Here is a 14,604-nt window from a genome sequence, read left to right as displayed (position 1 = left end):
GCTTTGGTTATCAAACCTAATTTTCCATTAATGAGGCTATCATGACCCTGCGTGAACAAAACGTTAGTCAATTGACAAGTACCACCTTTGACGCGCTGGTAATTGGTGGCGGTATTAATGGCGCGGCCAGTGCGGCGGCACTGGCAGGCAAAGGTGCCAAAGTCGCCTTGATTGATCGTGGCGACTTTGCAGGCAGCACCAGCATGCACTCCTCCAACCTGGTGTGGGGGGGCATCAAGTATATGGAAAGCAATGACTTTGGCCTGGTGCGTAAACTCTGTAAAAGCCGCAATCATCTGATCAAGAGTTACCCTTCCACGGTTGAGGAAATACGTTTTCTCACCACGATTACCAAAGGGTTTCGCCACTCCCCTCGCTATCTTTGGGCAGGCACCTGGCTTTACTGGTTAATGGGAAATGGTTTTACCAAAACGCCCCGCCTGCTTTCGCCAAAAAACATCAAGCAAGAAGAGTCGATCATTAATGTCGATACATCGGTGGGCGGCTTTGAGTATTCGGATGCCTACCTGCACGACAATGATGCCCGGTTTGTGTTTAATTTTATCCGCCACGCGCTCGATTTCGGTGCGACAGCCGCCAACTATGTGGAGTCGCTGGGTGCTGAGCGTAAAGATGGTGTCTGGGTAACGAAAGCCCGCAACACCATGGATGGCAGCACGTTTGAGATACGAGCCAAGGTATTGATTAACGCGGCTGGCCCATGGGTAGACCATCACAACAAGCTGACCAACCAGCAGACATCGCACCAGCACCTTTACTCAAAGGGCATCCACTTAATCGTGCCGCAGTTAACAGAGTCAAAGCGTGTACTGGCGTTTTTTGCTGATGATGGGCGGCTTTTCTTTGTTATCCCCATGGGCAATCGTACCTGTATTGGCACTACCGATACGCACATGGACCACCCTAATGCGGTAGTGACCGATGAAGACGTAAGCTTCGTGCTGGAGAACATTAACAAGCGCTTAACGCTTGAGAAGCCCCTGACACCTGACGATATTATTTCAACACGCTGTGGCGTGCGCCCCTTGGCCGTCGAGGCCAACCAGGGCAGTGACCGTGACTTCCTGCAGCTCTCACGCAAGCACATTATTGATACACATGACGATACGGCACATATCAGTATCTTTGGTGGCAAGCTCACCGACTGTTTAAACGTCGGTGATGAAATTGCGGATGCGGTAACCCAGCTAGGCGTGACGTTAACCAACCCCAGGTTCCAGTGGTACGGCGAACCTGCTGATTCTATTAAGCAGCAATTTATGGCTCAGGCCGAGCGTATCGGCCTTGATGCGATGACGCCCAGCACCTCTTCAGAGCTACTGACAAAACGCCTGTGGCGCCGCTACGCGGATAAAGCGTTTGCGATGCTTGAAAAAATCGAAGCAGACCATGACCAGGCCGCCTTGCTTATTGAAGGTACCGAATATATTCGCGTTGAGCTTGAACACGCCCGCGATTATGAAATGATCACTGAACTAGAAGACTTCCTGCGTCGCCGGGCCAAAATATCGCTTGTGGTGCGTCATGAGCAGCTACGCCACTCTGAAGGGCTTAAAGAGGCTTGCCGGATGCTTTTCGGTGACCAGGCCAATGAACGATTTAATGCCTACTTCGAAAATAATTCTGGCGAGGCAATTCAACAAGCAATGGCAGACGCCTAGTGCTTGCTAAAAGCACATAACCAAACGGACATATCCCAATTATCGTGCTAAAAAAGCTCCCTTAAAACTGTTAAGGGAGCTTTGTGTACATCCACCACCAAAGCCTCTAAGCGTTTAACACCTTACTCCTCGTTAGCAACCTGTAGCTGCGAGTCGCCTTCCAACACTTCATCCCAGGCTTCATCCAGCGTACAGCCAGACCGACTATCGAGCGTATCGATCACTTCCACGGCACATTGAAGCGACCTCGGGCTATCTTTAAGCGCAAGTACCAGTTTAGCCAAGTCCTGCTTGCTAAATGTACTGGCAATCTGGTTAGCTTGCTGGCTTAGTTCAATACAGTTCATATTCAGTACCTCATGGTATGGTTATCCGTTGCCGGTCTCACAAAGGGCTTTCGTTGGCAAAGCCAGCCGCCCTATACGTATGGTGGCATTGCTACTCATGCCAGGTCGGATAAGCACCTGGTTCGGTGACTGCGAACGGTCAAAAAACAGATAAAATCTTCGCTCTTTAGCGCCTGCTGTATGCACGCACAAAGGTTATATGGCAAGGCATAGTGCGATGTGTCGGGGTAACGAAGCATCACTCCATCCCATGCCCTGACTATGGTTCATGAACGATCAGCCAACAATGCATCATTGGACGCACGCCCCGTTGTAGCTTGACTACATTGGCCGCCGCCCAGGGTTAAACGTGTTAAAAGCTTACAACAAGAAGAGAATCAAGAAGTGCACGCAGCCACCTTACGATGGCTACGTGATGGCCTTATTCGCCGGAACGTACGCGCGACACGGCATCCAGCCAGCCTTGGTACAGCTGCTCGCGAGACGCATCCTCCATGGTCGGCATAAAGCTCTTTTCACAGTCCCAGAGCTGTTCAATTTCTTCCAAAGAGTCATACCAGCCTAAGCGTAAGCCTGCCAGGTACGCTGCTCCCAGTGCAGTAGTTTCTAAAATAGTGGGACGGTCCACCTCAACATCCAGCATGTCGGACAAAAACTGCATCAGCCAGCTGTTTTTAACCATGCCGCCATCCACACGCAGTTTGCTTGGTGTTGCGTCCATATCGTCGTTCATGCAGTGCTGTAAATCGCGAGTTTGATAACAGACTGCCTGCAAGCCTGCCGCAACGATTTCTGCAATACCGGTGTCCCGTGTCAGGCCAAAGATTGCTCCCCGCGCTTTAGGGTCCCAGTGCGGCGCCCCAAGCCCCGTAAAGGCAGGTACCAAATAGACGCTATGGCCCAGTCGGGTCTCCTTGGCAAGCGCCTCGGTTTCAGCCGCATCCGCAAACAGGTTCAAGCCATCCCGCAGCCACTGTACGGTTGCACCTGCGACAAAAATACTGCCTTCCAGCGCATAGGTAGGCTTACCGTTAAGCCGATAGCCGATGGTGGTCAACAAGCGATTACGCGAAAGCGCGGGCGTGTCACCGGTGTTTACAATCATAAAGCAGCCGGTGCCGTAGGTGCTTTTACCCATACCTGGCGTAAAGCATGCCTGCCCTACTAGCGCTGCCTGCTGATCGCCCGCCACACCGGCAATCGGTAGCTCAGCCCCTAACCACTCTGCCTCCATCATGCCAAAATCATCGCTGGAGTCTTTCACACTGGGCAGCAGGTTGGCGGGTATGTTGAACAGCGCCAGCAAATCCTCATCCCATTGCTGGGTGTGTATGTTAAAGAGCGCTGTACGTGAGGCATTGGTGGCATCGGTGACATGCTGCTTACCGTTTGTCAGCCGCCAAATCAGAAAGCTATCTACGGTGCCAAATGCCAGCTCGCCACGCTCAGCGCGTTCACGGGCACCCTCCACGTTCTCAAGCAACCACGCCAGTTTCGTCGCCGAAAAGTAGGGATCAATTAACAGGCCGGTTTTTGCTTGAACGCTATCGGTATGCCCAGCTTCACGCAGCGTTTGGCAGGTATCAGACGTTCGCCGATCCTGCCATACGATCGCGTTATAAAGTGGCTTACCTGTTGCGCGGTCCCACAACAGCGTGGTTTCGCGCTGATTGGTAATACCCACACCCGCCACTTGACCTGCAGAAACACTGGCCTTCACCAGCACTTCTTTGCAGGTCGCAACTACTGATTCCCAAATATCTTCAGGATCATGCTCAATCCAGCCATCACGGGGAAAGTGCTGGGTAAACTCTTGCTGGGCAACGGCCGCAATTTCCCCTTGTCGGTTAAACAAGATGGCACGGGAGCTGGTGGTACCTTGATCAATAGAAAGTAGATAACGGGACATTAGATGTTCGCTTTGAGGTGAATATTTTCGCTTTATTATGAATAAGGCTACGCTAAGCCTTATTGATGCTCAAGTACGAAAATACCTCTACAAAGCAGCCTTGGCCCGTTTAGGCGATATAGAGCGCCACATCATATTGGGTTAGCAACTGCTGGATAGACTCGGGAGGCTTACGGTCAGTGAACAACGCATCCAGCTGGGAAAGATTCCCTTGGCGTACCACAGGGTTGCGATGGAACTTGGAGTAATCCGCGGCTAGATACACGCGTCGCGAATTAGCAATGATCGCCTGGGCCACACGTACTTCCTGGTAATCGAACTCCAACAAAGAGCCATCTTCATCAATACCGCTGATACCAATAATGCCGTAGTCGACCTTAAACTGATTAATAAAGTCGATGGTGGCTTCACCGATAATGCCGCCATCCCGAGAGCGCACTTGGCCACCCGCAATGATGACGTTAAAGTCTTCTTTATGCTGCAAAATAGCGGCAACGTTCAGGTTGTTGGTGATCACTTCCAACCCTTGATGCTCCAGCAATGCCTGGGCAATGATTTCATTGCTGGTACCAATATTGATAAACAGCGATGAGTGATTAGGAATATGCTGCGCCAGACAATGAGCAATGCGCTCTTTCTCTTCAAGATGGAGTGTTTTACGTGTGCTGTAGGCCGTATTAACGGTGCTTGACTCAATTCCCACGCCACCATGCACCCGCCTCACTCGGCCCTCATTCGCCAACGTGTTGAGATCGCGCCGAATCGTTTGAGGCGTTACTGCGAAATGATCAGTCAGTTGCTCAATGCTCATATAACCGTGCTGACGAACCAGCTCGACAATCGCATCCTGACGGTATTGTTGATTCATAGGCTTAGCCTGTTCACTTTTATTTATCGCCAAGCGTAATAGGGTAACAAAATCTGATAGCCCTGATCCACACGACGAAGCTCAACAAAGCTCGGTGGCCCACGGAGGGGCCACCGAGCACTATCTTTTGCTGTCGTTACTTACAGCGGCCATACCCACAAAATAACCGGCAGGGCAACCACCAGCACAACGATCGAAAGCGGCAAACCTAGCTTCCAATAATCACCAAACCGATAGCCGCCTGGCCCCAGCACCAGTGTATTGGACTGATGGCCGATGGGGGTTAAAAACGCGCATGAAGCACTCACCGCGACCACCATTAAAAACGGATCAAGGGAGACATTAAAGCCTTGGGCTAAACTGGCGGAAATCGGTGCCATTAACAATGCGGCGGCAGCATTATTGACCACATTTGAAAGTAGCATGGTGAGCACGAAAAGGCCGATTAAGGAAATAAAGATGGGCCACTGCGCGCCAAAGTCCAGCAAGATGTTCGCTACAATCGTGGCTCCACCGCTGGTTTCCAAGGCTTCCCCTACGGGTATCATGGCGGCTAACAGTACAATCACAGGGCCATCAATGGCCTGGTAGCCATCCCGCAGTGGCAATACCCCAATTAATAGCGAAATAAGCGCGGCACAGCCCATTGCGACCGCTGCGGGCAGAAGGTCCAGCAGCATCGCGACAATGGCCAGCGCAAAAATCCCGATTGAGATAACCAACTTACGCGGCTGGCCTAACTGCAGCTCCCGATTAGCCAACGGCAAACAGCCTAAGGTAGAAAGGCTATCGCTAATTTCGTTCTCGCTGCCCTGAAGCAGCAGTACATCGCCGGTTTGAAAACGAATATCTCGCAAGCGCTGTTTCAAACGACTACCGTCACGAGCAACCGCCACCAGATGTAGACCAAACTGTTGATTTAATCGCAGCTGTCGGACACTGCGATTATTCATCATCGAATCATTACGCACGACCGCTTCGATCAGTTGCAGCCCTTCGGTATCCACCGGCTGCCGGCCCTCACTGCTGTCTGCTTCGCCCTCATCCTCTTTTGAGGCATCTTCATCCTTCTCCTCAGGCTCCGCAACCGCACTCAACCCTACTTTATCTTCAAGCAGCTTTAGATCATCCGGGCCCGCCTCAAGCAGTAAAATATCGCCCTCTTGCAAGATCCCATGAAAGGAGTAGCCCGCCCGACGGTTATCGTCGCGCACTACGGCCAATACAGGAATGGTTTCCTCAAGTTCATCGCGTAACTGCGGCAGCGTTAAGCCGTTGGCTTTAGAGTCCTTGGTAACGTTAAGCTCTACCAGATAATTGGCGGTATCAAACATCTCTTCAGTTGATGACTTCGCATTGCGTTTAGGCGTTAAGCGCCAGCCAATTAACACGATAAACACAAGGCCTACAACAGCTACCGCAACCCCGACAGGGGAAAAGCTGAACATGCCAAAATTTTCCCCGGTTACACTGCCACGGTAGCTGGAGATAATAATATTGGGCGGTGTGCCAATCAGGGTGGTTAAGCCCCCCAGCAACGAACCAAACGCGAGCGGCATTAAAAGCAGGGAAGGAGACGTGTTATGTTCGCGGGCAAGCCGCATGGCAACGGGTAGCAATAGCGCTAACGCCCCCACATTATTCATAATGCCGGACAACACCACCACGGTTCCTACTAGCGCTAAAAGCTGGAGTATCAGCCGGTCACCCACCTTGAGCACTTGGTTGGAGATAATATCCACTACGCCAGAACGCTCAAAACCACGGCTTAACACCAGCACGGCAGCCACCGTAATGACGGCGGGATGACCAAACCCGGCAAACGCTGAATCAGCCGGAACAAGGCCTAGCATCACCGATGCAAAAAGCGCCGTTAATGCCACTAAATCATAGCGAAAACGCCCCCATACGAACGCCACCAACGTTAATCCCAGCACAATAAATATCAGTGTGCTGGGTGCCAAGCCGATTGCTTCCATCGCCATGCGAATCATCTCCTGTAACGCTACCCGGCCTGCTTACCCCTTCCGGCTTGCCTTTGTAAACCACAACCCATGTAAAGAATGAGAAGAACCTTCACACATTAGACGGTATCTATACAGACGTATAGCGTGTGCAAACGTTAGAGGATAGCCGACCGGCTGGAACTGCTGATAAAGCCGCATGGGGACGACACATTGGCTGCGCTTCCCAGAACGGTAATCTGAAAAAGGTACAAATAAGCAGTAAAGAGGAGCTAGTCTGAAAGCTAAAATCAACAAAAGCCGCGTTTGCGGCTTTTGTTGCTCGCTACCGATCAGGGCAGCAGTACGGTTGAACCGGTTGTTTTACGGTTCTGGAGTGCATCCTGGGCTTTACCCGCATCGGCCAGCGGGTAGCGGTTGGCAACATCAATTTTGATTTTGCCACTCTCGATCATGCTAAAGAAATCTTTGCACATCATTTCCAGGCGCTCGCGCGTGTCGGCATAACCGTTCAGGCTGGGGCGGGTAACAAATAGCGACCCTTTCTGATTCAAAATTCCAATATTAACGCCATCAACCGGGCCGGAGGCATTACCGAAGCTGACCATTAACGCGCGAGGCTTCAGGCAGTTTAACGACATCTCCCACGTGTCCTTGCCCACCGAATCATAAACCACATCGCACATTTCGCCGTTAGTAAGCTCACGGACGCGTTCAACCACGTCTTCTTCGGTGTAATTAATGGTCGCCCATGCGCCATTTGCCAGCGCCAAGTCGGCTTTCTCTTTAGAGCTAACCGTACCAATCAACTTCACACCTAACGCCTTGGCCCACTGGCAGGCAATCGAGCCTACACCACCCGCCGCAGCATGGAACAAGATGGTCTCGCCACCTTTGAGCTCATGCGTTTGACGTAACAAATACTGCACGGTTAAGCCTTTCAGCATGCTCGCCGCGGCGGTTTCAAAATCGATGAAGTCAGGCAGTTTGACGACTTTTTCAGCCGGCAGCGTATGGTGCGCCGCATACGCGCCTAACGGGCCTTGCGCATAGGCAACGTGGTCCCCAACACTTAGATGAGTCACCCCTTCGCCAACCGCATCAACAATACCCGCGCCTTCAGTACCCAAGCCCGCAGGCAGCGACGGTGCTGGGTAAAGGCCGGTACGAAAATAAATATCAATAAAGTTGAGGCCAACGGCTTTATTGGCGACCCGAACTTCACCTGACTTGGGCGCTGCCGGGGTAACCGTCGCTACTTCAAGTACCTCGGAACCGCCGGTACGGGCAAACTCGATACGCTGAGACATATAAACTCCTTGTACTTTATTTTGGCAGACAGACATTTTGTAAACGAGCTAACGGCTATCCAAACGCTTTAGGCGTCAGAAATCAAGCCGTTAGTTCTAAGCGAGCGGCATTCACTGCGATTGACCTGACACGCTGATGTCACTTGCGCATGCTAGACTGATTTTACTCAATCTGTGACGCCTTATGGATGTGCGATGACCCACCCTGCTATTACCCTCCCTACCCTAATTGCTCACCGCGGCTATTCCGCCGCCGCCCCTGAAAACACGCTAGCCGCCGTACGAGCCGCGTATGAGGCAGGTGCGCGCTGGGTTGAGCTGGATGTTCAATTACTGGGCGACGGCACCCCCGTGATTTGGCATGACGCGGAAGTGGACCGCTGCTCTGATGGGCGGGGGAACCTCAACACGCTCACTTGGCCACAGGCCAACGTTCTGGATGTCGGCAGTTGGTTTGGCGATGCCTTTGCGGGTGAAAAAATGGCCAGCCTGGAGGCCATGCTGGCGCTGCTCAATGAGCTGGAGATGGGCGTCAATATGGAAATAAAAGTCAATAAAGGCCGCGACCCAATCGAATTGGTTAATCGCGTACTACCAGACATGCGCGATGCCCTATCGCCAGAGCGCCTGATTGTGTCTTCGTTTGATGTCGATGCACTTAAACATTGCCGCACATTGGCACCAAAAGAAGAGCTGGCGCTGGGAGTCTTGTTTGGTAACACGCCCAGGGAGTGGCGCACCCTCTGCGAGGCGGTTGATGCGTTCAGCATTCACCCCCACTGGCCACGCTTAAAGCGCGACCAGGCCGATGCCATGCACCAGGCGGGCTATCAACTGTTGTGTTACACCGCGAATGATCCAAGCGCTTTTAATAACCGTTGGGAATGGGGCATTGCTAGCGTGATTACCGACGAACCTGCTATTTTTAAACGTTTTTTGGATAACCAGCGTTCAAAATAGAGTCATCAGGGGGATGTCATGGAATACAAGGGGGGTTCATGAAATACATAGGTGCACACGTTAGCGCAGCGGGCGGAGCCGACCAGGCCGTGCAACGTGCGGTGGAAATAGGCGCTAATGCCTTTGCGCTATTCACTAAAAACCAGCGCCAGTGGAAAGGCAAGCCGTTAACCGATAAGGCAATTGAGGCTTTTAAAGCCGCTTGTCGCCAGCATGGCTTTGGCCCAGAGCAAATTCTTCCCCACGATAGCTACCTGATTAACCTGGGGCACCCGGAAGCCGAGGGGCTTGAGAAATCCCGTGCGGCTTTTTTGGATGAAATGCAGCGCTGCGAACAACTAGGCCTGACGCTACTTAACTTTCACCCCGGCAGCCATCTAAACAAAATCAGCGAGACGGATTGCTTAAAACGTATTGCGGAATCGGTTAACGAAGCGCTGGTGCATACCCAAGGCGTAACGGCCGTTATCGAGAATACCGCAGGGCAAGGCACTAACCTTGGCTGGCACTTCGAGCACTTGGCGGAAATCATTCGCCATGTCGATGACAAGTCACGCGTTGGCGTATGTATCGATACCTGCCATGCGTTTGCGGCGGGGTATGACTTACGAACCGCCGAAGCGACACAGGCAACCTTAAATGAGCTTGGCAGCATCGTAGGCTTTGAGTATCTGCGCGGTATGCATTTAAACGATGCCAAAAGTGCGTTTGCCAGCCGGGTTGACCGCCACCACAGTTTAGGAAAAGGCAATATTGGCCTGCCTGCCTTTACCACCATCATGCAGGATGCCCGCATTGATGGGATCCCGATGATTTTAGAAACCGTAGAGCCTGATATCTGGCCTGAAGAAATCAGCTGGCTGCGCACTCAAGCAGAAGAAGCCGCACCCGGCAAATAGTGAATCACATCATGAAAGCGTAAGCGCGTGGCCGTGGCATTGCGCATTGCGTGGGGGCGGTCAGCAAAAAAGCGCAGCCCCTCGCCTACCTTTAGCGTTTGCCAACGGTCATCAATGCGCAGCTCCATCTCCCCTTCAACCACCACAATATGTTCTACCACGCCCTCGGCATGCGGCGCTGACTCGCTGATCGCACCGGGCGCCAGCTCAATCATGAACATTTCAAAGCCCAACAATGGATCATAAGGGAAAATCAGCCGTGCCTGCATGCCTGCACTGTCATCTCCCCATACCGACTCTCCGCTATCCCGGCGCAGCTCGCCCTGAACCGGTTTTTGGCTGTCGAATAGGGTAGAAAACGACACTCGAAAGCCACTGGCGATTTTCCACAGCGTTGATACGGTCGGGCTCGACTCACCACGCTCGATTTGCCCTAACATGGCTTTGCTTACGCCTGTTTCAGCCGCTGTGCGGTCCAGGCTCCAGCCCTGTTTATTGCGTAACTGCTTAACCGTGCTGGCTATATGTTCAGCAATGGTGTGAACTTCACTCGCCATAGGTCTCCCCTTTAACGCCATAAAAGAAGTTTACTGATTACTTTCACTTCGCCAGCCCTTCGGGCCGGCATGTTCTGTTGCTTTTTTTAGCCACGTATCGCCGCTCAAGTTCATGAGTAAGAGTTCCTTAAACGGCGCATATCTCTTTAGAGTAAGGCCTTCTTAATGGCGTTGTGCGCTATAGCGCACGGTGGTAGCCTACACAACTGTGCGCTATAACGCACATTTAATAATAAGCGTTAGCGAGGAGATACCATGGAGGCGCCATCCAGCGAAGAGCATGCCACCTCGCCACGGCCACACTACTCGGCCTGGCGGGACGTTAGCCTATCAACGGTGACGGCTGGGTTTGTTGCCGTCGTCATTGGCTATACCAGTTCAGCGGCGATTATTTTTCAAGCCGCAGAGGCTAGCGGCGCATCCGCAGCGCAAATCAGTTCCTGGCTCTGGGCGCTGGGAATTGGCATGGGCGTTACCTCCTTCGGGCTTTCGCTGCGTTACCGCATGCCGATGCTAACCGCCTGGTCGACGCCAGGCGCCGCCTTTCTGGCCACTAGTTTGCCGGGTATTCCACTTGATGAAGCTATTGGCGCTTTTCTATTCTCATCGCTGCTTATTACGCTATGCGGCGTAACAGGGCTGTTTGATCGCTTAATGCGCTATATACCAGGCGCGATAGCAGCCGCCATGTTGGCTGGCATTCTGCTGCGCTTTGGGCTGGGGCTGTTTAACGTTATCGAGACACAGTGGCTAATCCCACTCGTTATGCTGGCCGCCTGGATAGCAGGCCGTCGCTTATGGCCCACCCTTGCGGTACCCGGCGTGCTCGTCACCGGGCTAGGGCTTGCATTTGTGCAAGGGCAAATCAATTTAAACGATATTCCATTGACTCCGGCCATGCCCGTTTTTACTGCGCCGGCATTCTCCTTAACGACCCTGATTGGCGTGGGCATTCCACTTTTTATCATTACCATGGCGACCCAAAATCTACCGGGCGTGGCGGTTTTACGCGCGGCAGGCTATCAACCTGACAGCTCACCGCTTATCAGTTGGACAGGCGGCGCAAGCCTGCTGCTTGCGCCATTTGGTGGCTTTGCGCTCAATATGGCGGCGATCAGTGCCGCTGTCTGCATAGGCCCTGATGCCCACGCTGATCCACGTCGCCGCTACACGGCAGGCATGGCCGCTGGCATTTTTTATACCATTATGGGGATTTTTGGCGCGACGGTGACCGGCGTGTTTAACGCCCTACCCAGCGCACTGGTGATTGCCCTGGCGGGTATCGCACTGCTTGGCACACTGGCAGGCGGGCTAGCCAGTGCCTTTGCCGATAGCCGACACCGTGATGCCGCCATCGTCACTTTCTTGTTGACCGGTTCAGGCATTACGCTATTGGGTATTGCGGGGCCATTTTGGGGGTTAATCGCGGGTTTAATCACCTTAAAGCTGACGGCGCCCAACCAATAACTAATCATTAATAACCAACAACCAATAAAAAACGAGATCCCCAAGCAGGCTTACAGTACAGCCCTGGGATCTCGTTTTTTCAATGAAGGTTTGTTGATGCAGGGCTTTAAACGTTACATCGTCGCCAGACGCTCTTCATCCATCACACCCGACATCCGCACCATTGCCAGCGCTTCTTCAAGGTTACTCATTTCTTCAATCATTACCAGCTCGCTTTCCAGGCTAACCGGCTGGCCCGCCTTGTCGGACAACAACTTTTCAAGTGATGCCAAGTTTAAGTCACGATCAAGGTGTAGAACATCGACAGAAGCGCTGTTATTACTGGGCAGGTAGATCGTGCCATTTGAAAAGTCGACCGCGTAGGCAATAACACCGGGAACAATGAAAAACAGAAGACCCACACCGTTGGCAATGGCCACCACCGGGTCAATTTGGCCGCTTAATTGGCCTTTCCGCTCTGGATGAAACAGGGTGCCGCAACCAGTCAATGCAATAATGGAGGCGCCCACAACGGCTCCCGATAACCAACGGCGTACAGTTTGCTTCATCAAGATTCTCTCAAAATTTAAAACAGCGCGCAGGCAAAAAGGTAGCTTTAAAAGATAGCTTTACAGAAAAACTGCCCGCGAGCACATGTGAAAACGCGTTCATATTAACACAAACAGCCCCCTGGATGACGGGCATGCTGATGGCAGTATTTTGCCGCGCTAACCGCTAAGCCGTACAATAGCCTCATTCAACGCTAAACCAGCGGCTTTTATACTATCAAGGAATGCTATCTCCCATGCGCGCCAGCCAATTATTAATCGCTACGTTAAAAGAAACCCCGGCCGACGCCGAAGTCATTAGCCATCAGTTGATGTTGCGTGCCGGGATGATTCGCCGCCTGACCTCTGGCCTGTACACCTGGCTCCCACTGGGTCTGCGTACACTGCGTAAAGTAGAAGCGATTGTTCGCGAAGAAATGAACCGTGCCGGTGGCCAAGAAGTACTGATGCCCGCCGTTCAGCCGGCAGAACTATGGCAGGAGTCTGGTCGCTGGGAGCAGTACGGCCCTGAATTACTACGCGTAAAAGACCGCCATGATCGTGACTACTGCGTAGGCCCGACCCATGAGGAAGTCATTACGGACCTGGTGCGCAAAGAGATAGCAAGCTATAAGCAGCTGCCGATTAACTTCTACCAGATCCAAACCAAATTCCGTGATGAGATCCGCCCACGCTTTGGAGTGATGCGCTCGCGCGAGTTCATCATGAAAGATGCCTACTCTTTCCATTTGGATGAAGCGTCGCTGCAAGAGACGTACCAGACCATGTACGACGCCTACACGCGAATTTTTACCCGTTTGGGGCTGGACTTCCGCCCGGTGATTGCGGATAACGGCTCTATCGGCGGCACCGGTTCTCACGAATTCCATGTACTGGCAAGCTCCGGCGAAGACGATATCGTGTTCTCGAATGCCTCTGACTACGCCGCCAACATGGAAAAAGCCGAAGCCTTACCGGCACCGTTAGGTAGCGATGTACAGCGCGCAGCGCCCAGTGAAGAAATGCGCGTTGTAGAGACGCCCAACGCCAAAACCATCGCAGCACTGGTTGAGCAGTTTAAGCTGCCTATCGAAAAAACCGTAAAAACATTGATGGTTCATGCTGCTGAAGGCGGATTGATTACGCTGTTGGTGCGCGGCGACCACGAGCTTAATGAAGTCAAGGCAGAAAACCTTCCCCAGGTAGCGACGCCGCTCACCATGGCAAACGAAGAAGAAATTCGTGCTGCTGTAGGCGCGGGGCCTGGCTCACTAGGTCCTATCGGCCTTAAAATGCCGGTCATCATTGACCGCAGCGTTGCCTTGATGAGTGACTTTGGCGCGGGCGCGAACATTGATGGCAAGCACTACTTTGGCATTAACTGGGAGCGCGACGTTGCCCTGCCCCAGGTCGCCGATTTACGTAAAGTGGTTGAAGGCGACCCGTCACCGGATGGTGAAGGCACGCTGTCGATCAAGCGCGGTATTGAAGTCGGCCACGTGTTCCAGCTGGGTCAAAAATACTCTGAAGCCATGAATGCGAGCGTGCTGGGCGACAACGGCAAAACCAGCCATCCGTGGATGGGCTGTTACGGCATTGGCATTACTCGTGTAGTGGCGGCAGCGATTGAACAAAACCACGACGAGTCCGGTATTATTTGGCCTAACGCGATTGCACCTTTCCAGGTCGCGCTAGTGCCCATGAATGCGCATAAATCCCAGCGCGTTCGCGAAGAATCAGAGCGTCTTTACCAAGCGTTAACAGCTGCAGGCCTGGATGTACTGCTTGATGACCGCGATACACGGCCAGGCGTTAAGTTTGCTGATTTGGAACTGATGGGCGTTCCTCATCGTTTGGTAATTGGCGACCGTAGCCTGGATAACGGCGAGCTTGAATACAAGGGCCGCCGTGACAGTGAAGCGACCATGATTCTAGCAGATGACATTGTCGATTTTCTGCTCGAAAAAGCCAGCGCACACCCCACGGCTCAGTAAAGCAGCATCTCGTCCCGCCGCCGTGTTTCAACACGGCGGCGATCCTCGACTTCAACCGCACAGGCTTAGCAACGCTTGTACGTACTCATCGCTATCTCGCAGACAAAAAAAACCGGCCCA

12 protein-coding genes are annotated in these 14,604 nt (G+C 52.7%); 5 read left to right on the top strand and 7 right to left on the bottom strand.

What is annotated here, in order from left to right; genetic code table 11:
* Positions 1 to 41: 41 nt before the first annotated feature.
* Positions 42 to 1,682 (top strand): glycerol-3-phosphate dehydrogenase/oxidase, encoded by a 1,641-nt coding sequence (locus INT20_RS01970; RefSeq protein WP_193056352.1) that lies wholly within the window; start codon positions 42 to 44, stop codon positions 1,680 to 1,682.
* A 122-nt stretch (positions 1,683 to 1,804) separates the two neighbouring features.
* Here INT20_RS01970 and INT20_RS01965 read toward each other — a convergent pair whose 3' ends face one another.
* The 5 genes from INT20_RS01965 to INT20_RS01945 all read right to left on the bottom strand — a co-directional run bounded on the left by INT20_RS01965 (position 1,805) and on the right by INT20_RS01945 (position 8,080).
* Positions 1,805 to 2,029 carry a hypothetical protein gene (locus INT20_RS01965; RefSeq protein ID WP_193054382.1) on the bottom strand — a complete coding sequence of 75 codons (225 nt, stop codon included), beginning with the start codon at positions 2,027 to 2,029 and terminating at the stop codon, positions 1,805 to 1,807.
* A 421-nt stretch (positions 2,030 to 2,450) separates the two neighbouring features.
* Positions 2,451 to 3,938, bottom strand: coding sequence for a glycerol kinase GlpK (gene glpK, locus INT20_RS01960; protein WP_193054383.1), 1,488 nt, complete (start codon positions 3,936 to 3,938; stop codon positions 2,451 to 2,453).
* A gap of 109 nt (positions 3,939 to 4,047) precedes the next feature.
* Positions 4,048 to 4,806: a DeoR/GlpR family transcriptional regulator gene (locus tag INT20_RS01955; RefSeq protein ID WP_087105625.1), complete on the bottom strand. Its 759-nt coding sequence runs from the start codon at positions 4,804 to 4,806 to the stop codon at positions 4,048 to 4,050.
* 140 nt (positions 4,807 to 4,946) lie between these two features.
* Complete coding sequence (locus INT20_RS01950; RefSeq protein ID WP_193056351.1) at positions 4,947 to 6,791, bottom strand: SLC13 family permease; 1,845 nt, start codon at positions 6,789 to 6,791, stop codon at positions 4,947 to 4,949.
* A 311-nt stretch (positions 6,792 to 7,102) separates the two neighbouring features.
* Positions 7,103 to 8,080 carry an NADPH:quinone reductase gene (locus INT20_RS01945; protein ID WP_193056350.1) on the bottom strand — a complete coding sequence of 326 codons (978 nt, stop codon included), beginning with the start codon at positions 8,078 to 8,080 and terminating at the stop codon, positions 7,103 to 7,105.
* 195 nt (positions 8,081 to 8,275) lie between these two features.
* Between INT20_RS01945 and INT20_RS01940 the strand changes: the two genes are divergently transcribed.
* Both INT20_RS01940 and nfo read left to right on the top strand, forming a co-directional pair.
* The gene (locus INT20_RS01940) at positions 8,276 to 9,040 is read left to right on the top strand and encodes a glycerophosphoryl diester phosphodiesterase (protein ID WP_193056349.1); all 765 of its coding nucleotides are present in this window, start codon (positions 8,276 to 8,278) and stop codon (positions 9,038 to 9,040) included.
* 38 nt (positions 9,041 to 9,078) lie between these two features.
* Positions 9,079 to 9,939, top strand: coding sequence for a deoxyribonuclease IV (nfo, locus tag INT20_RS01935; protein WP_193056348.1), 861 nt, complete (start codon positions 9,079 to 9,081; stop codon positions 9,937 to 9,939).
* On the opposite strand, the gene INT20_RS01930 is transcribed toward nfo, so the two are convergent.
* Positions 9,909 to 10,496 carry a helix-turn-helix domain-containing protein gene (locus tag INT20_RS01930; RefSeq protein ID WP_193056347.1) on the bottom strand — a complete coding sequence of 196 codons (588 nt, stop codon included), beginning with the start codon at positions 10,494 to 10,496 and terminating at the stop codon, positions 9,909 to 9,911. The two genes, nfo and INT20_RS01930, sit on opposite strands and share 31 nt — an antisense overlap.
* Before the next feature lie 255 nt (positions 10,497 to 10,751).
* Between INT20_RS01930 and INT20_RS01925 the strand changes: the two genes are divergently transcribed.
* Positions 10,752 to 11,963 carry a benzoate/H(+) symporter BenE family transporter gene (locus INT20_RS01925; protein ID WP_193056346.1) on the top strand — a complete coding sequence of 404 codons (1,212 nt, stop codon included), beginning with the start codon at positions 10,752 to 10,754 and terminating at the stop codon, positions 11,961 to 11,963.
* Positions 11,964 to 12,076: 113 nt separating this feature from the next.
* Here INT20_RS01925 and INT20_RS01920 read toward each other — a convergent pair whose 3' ends face one another.
* Positions 12,077 to 12,511: a hypothetical protein gene (locus INT20_RS01920; RefSeq protein WP_087105633.1), complete on the bottom strand. Its 435-nt coding sequence runs from the start codon at positions 12,509 to 12,511 to the stop codon at positions 12,077 to 12,079.
* A 236-nt stretch (positions 12,512 to 12,747) separates the two neighbouring features.
* Here INT20_RS01920 and INT20_RS01915 point away from each other — a divergent pair, with 236 nt between their 5' ends.
* On the top strand, positions 12,748 to 14,484 hold the full coding sequence (locus INT20_RS01915; protein WP_193056345.1) for a proline--tRNA ligase: 1,737 nt from the start codon (positions 12,748 to 12,750) through the stop codon (positions 14,482 to 14,484).
* The last annotated feature ends 120 nt before the right edge of the window (positions 14,485 to 14,604 follow it).

It is taken from the genome of Halomonas citrativorans (assembly GCF_014898005.1).
Lineage (GTDB): Bacteria > Pseudomonadota > Gammaproteobacteria > Pseudomonadales > Halomonadaceae > Vreelandella > Vreelandella citrativorans.
Note: the sequence above shows the minus strand (reverse complement) of the source record. Positions and strands in the feature narration are given on the sequence as shown.

Coding starts and splice junctions, on each gene's coding strand:
- INT20_RS01955 (WP_087105625.1), bottom strand. CDS start 4,806: ATGAATCAACAATACCGTCAGGATGCGATTGTCGAGCTGGTTCGTCAG.
- INT20_RS01925 (WP_193056346.1), top strand. CDS start 10,752: ATGGAGGCGCCATCCAGCGAAGAGCATGCCACCTCGCCACGGCCACAC.
- INT20_RS01930 (WP_193056347.1), bottom strand. CDS start 10,496: ATGGCGAGTGAAGTTCACACCATTGCTGAACATATAGCCAGCACGGTT.
- INT20_RS01920 (WP_087105633.1), bottom strand. CDS start 12,511: ATGAAGCAAACTGTACGCCGTTGGTTATCGGGAGCCGTTGTGGGCGCC.
- INT20_RS01970 (WP_193056352.1), top strand. CDS start 42: ATGACCCTGCGTGAACAAAACGTTAGTCAATTGACAAGTACCACCTTT.
- INT20_RS01965 (WP_193054382.1), bottom strand. CDS start 2,029: ATGAACTGTATTGAACTAAGCCAGCAAGCTAACCAGATTGCCAGTACA.
- INT20_RS01915 (WP_193056345.1), top strand. CDS start 12,748: ATGCGCGCCAGCCAATTATTAATCGCTACGTTAAAAGAAACCCCGGCC.
- nfo (WP_193056348.1), top strand. CDS start 9,079: ATGAAATACATAGGTGCACACGTTAGCGCAGCGGGCGGAGCCGACCAG.
- glpK (WP_193054383.1), bottom strand. CDS start 3,938: ATGTCCCGTTATCTACTTTCTATTGATCAAGGTACCACCAGCTCCCGT.
- INT20_RS01950 (WP_193056351.1), bottom strand. CDS start 6,791: ATGGCGATGGAAGCAATCGGCTTGGCACCCAGCACACTGATATTTATT.
- INT20_RS01940 (WP_193056349.1), top strand. CDS start 8,276: ATGACCCACCCTGCTATTACCCTCCCTACCCTAATTGCTCACCGCGGC.
- INT20_RS01945 (WP_193056350.1), bottom strand. CDS start 8,080: ATGTCTCAGCGTATCGAGTTTGCCCGTACCGGCGGTTCCGAGGTACTT.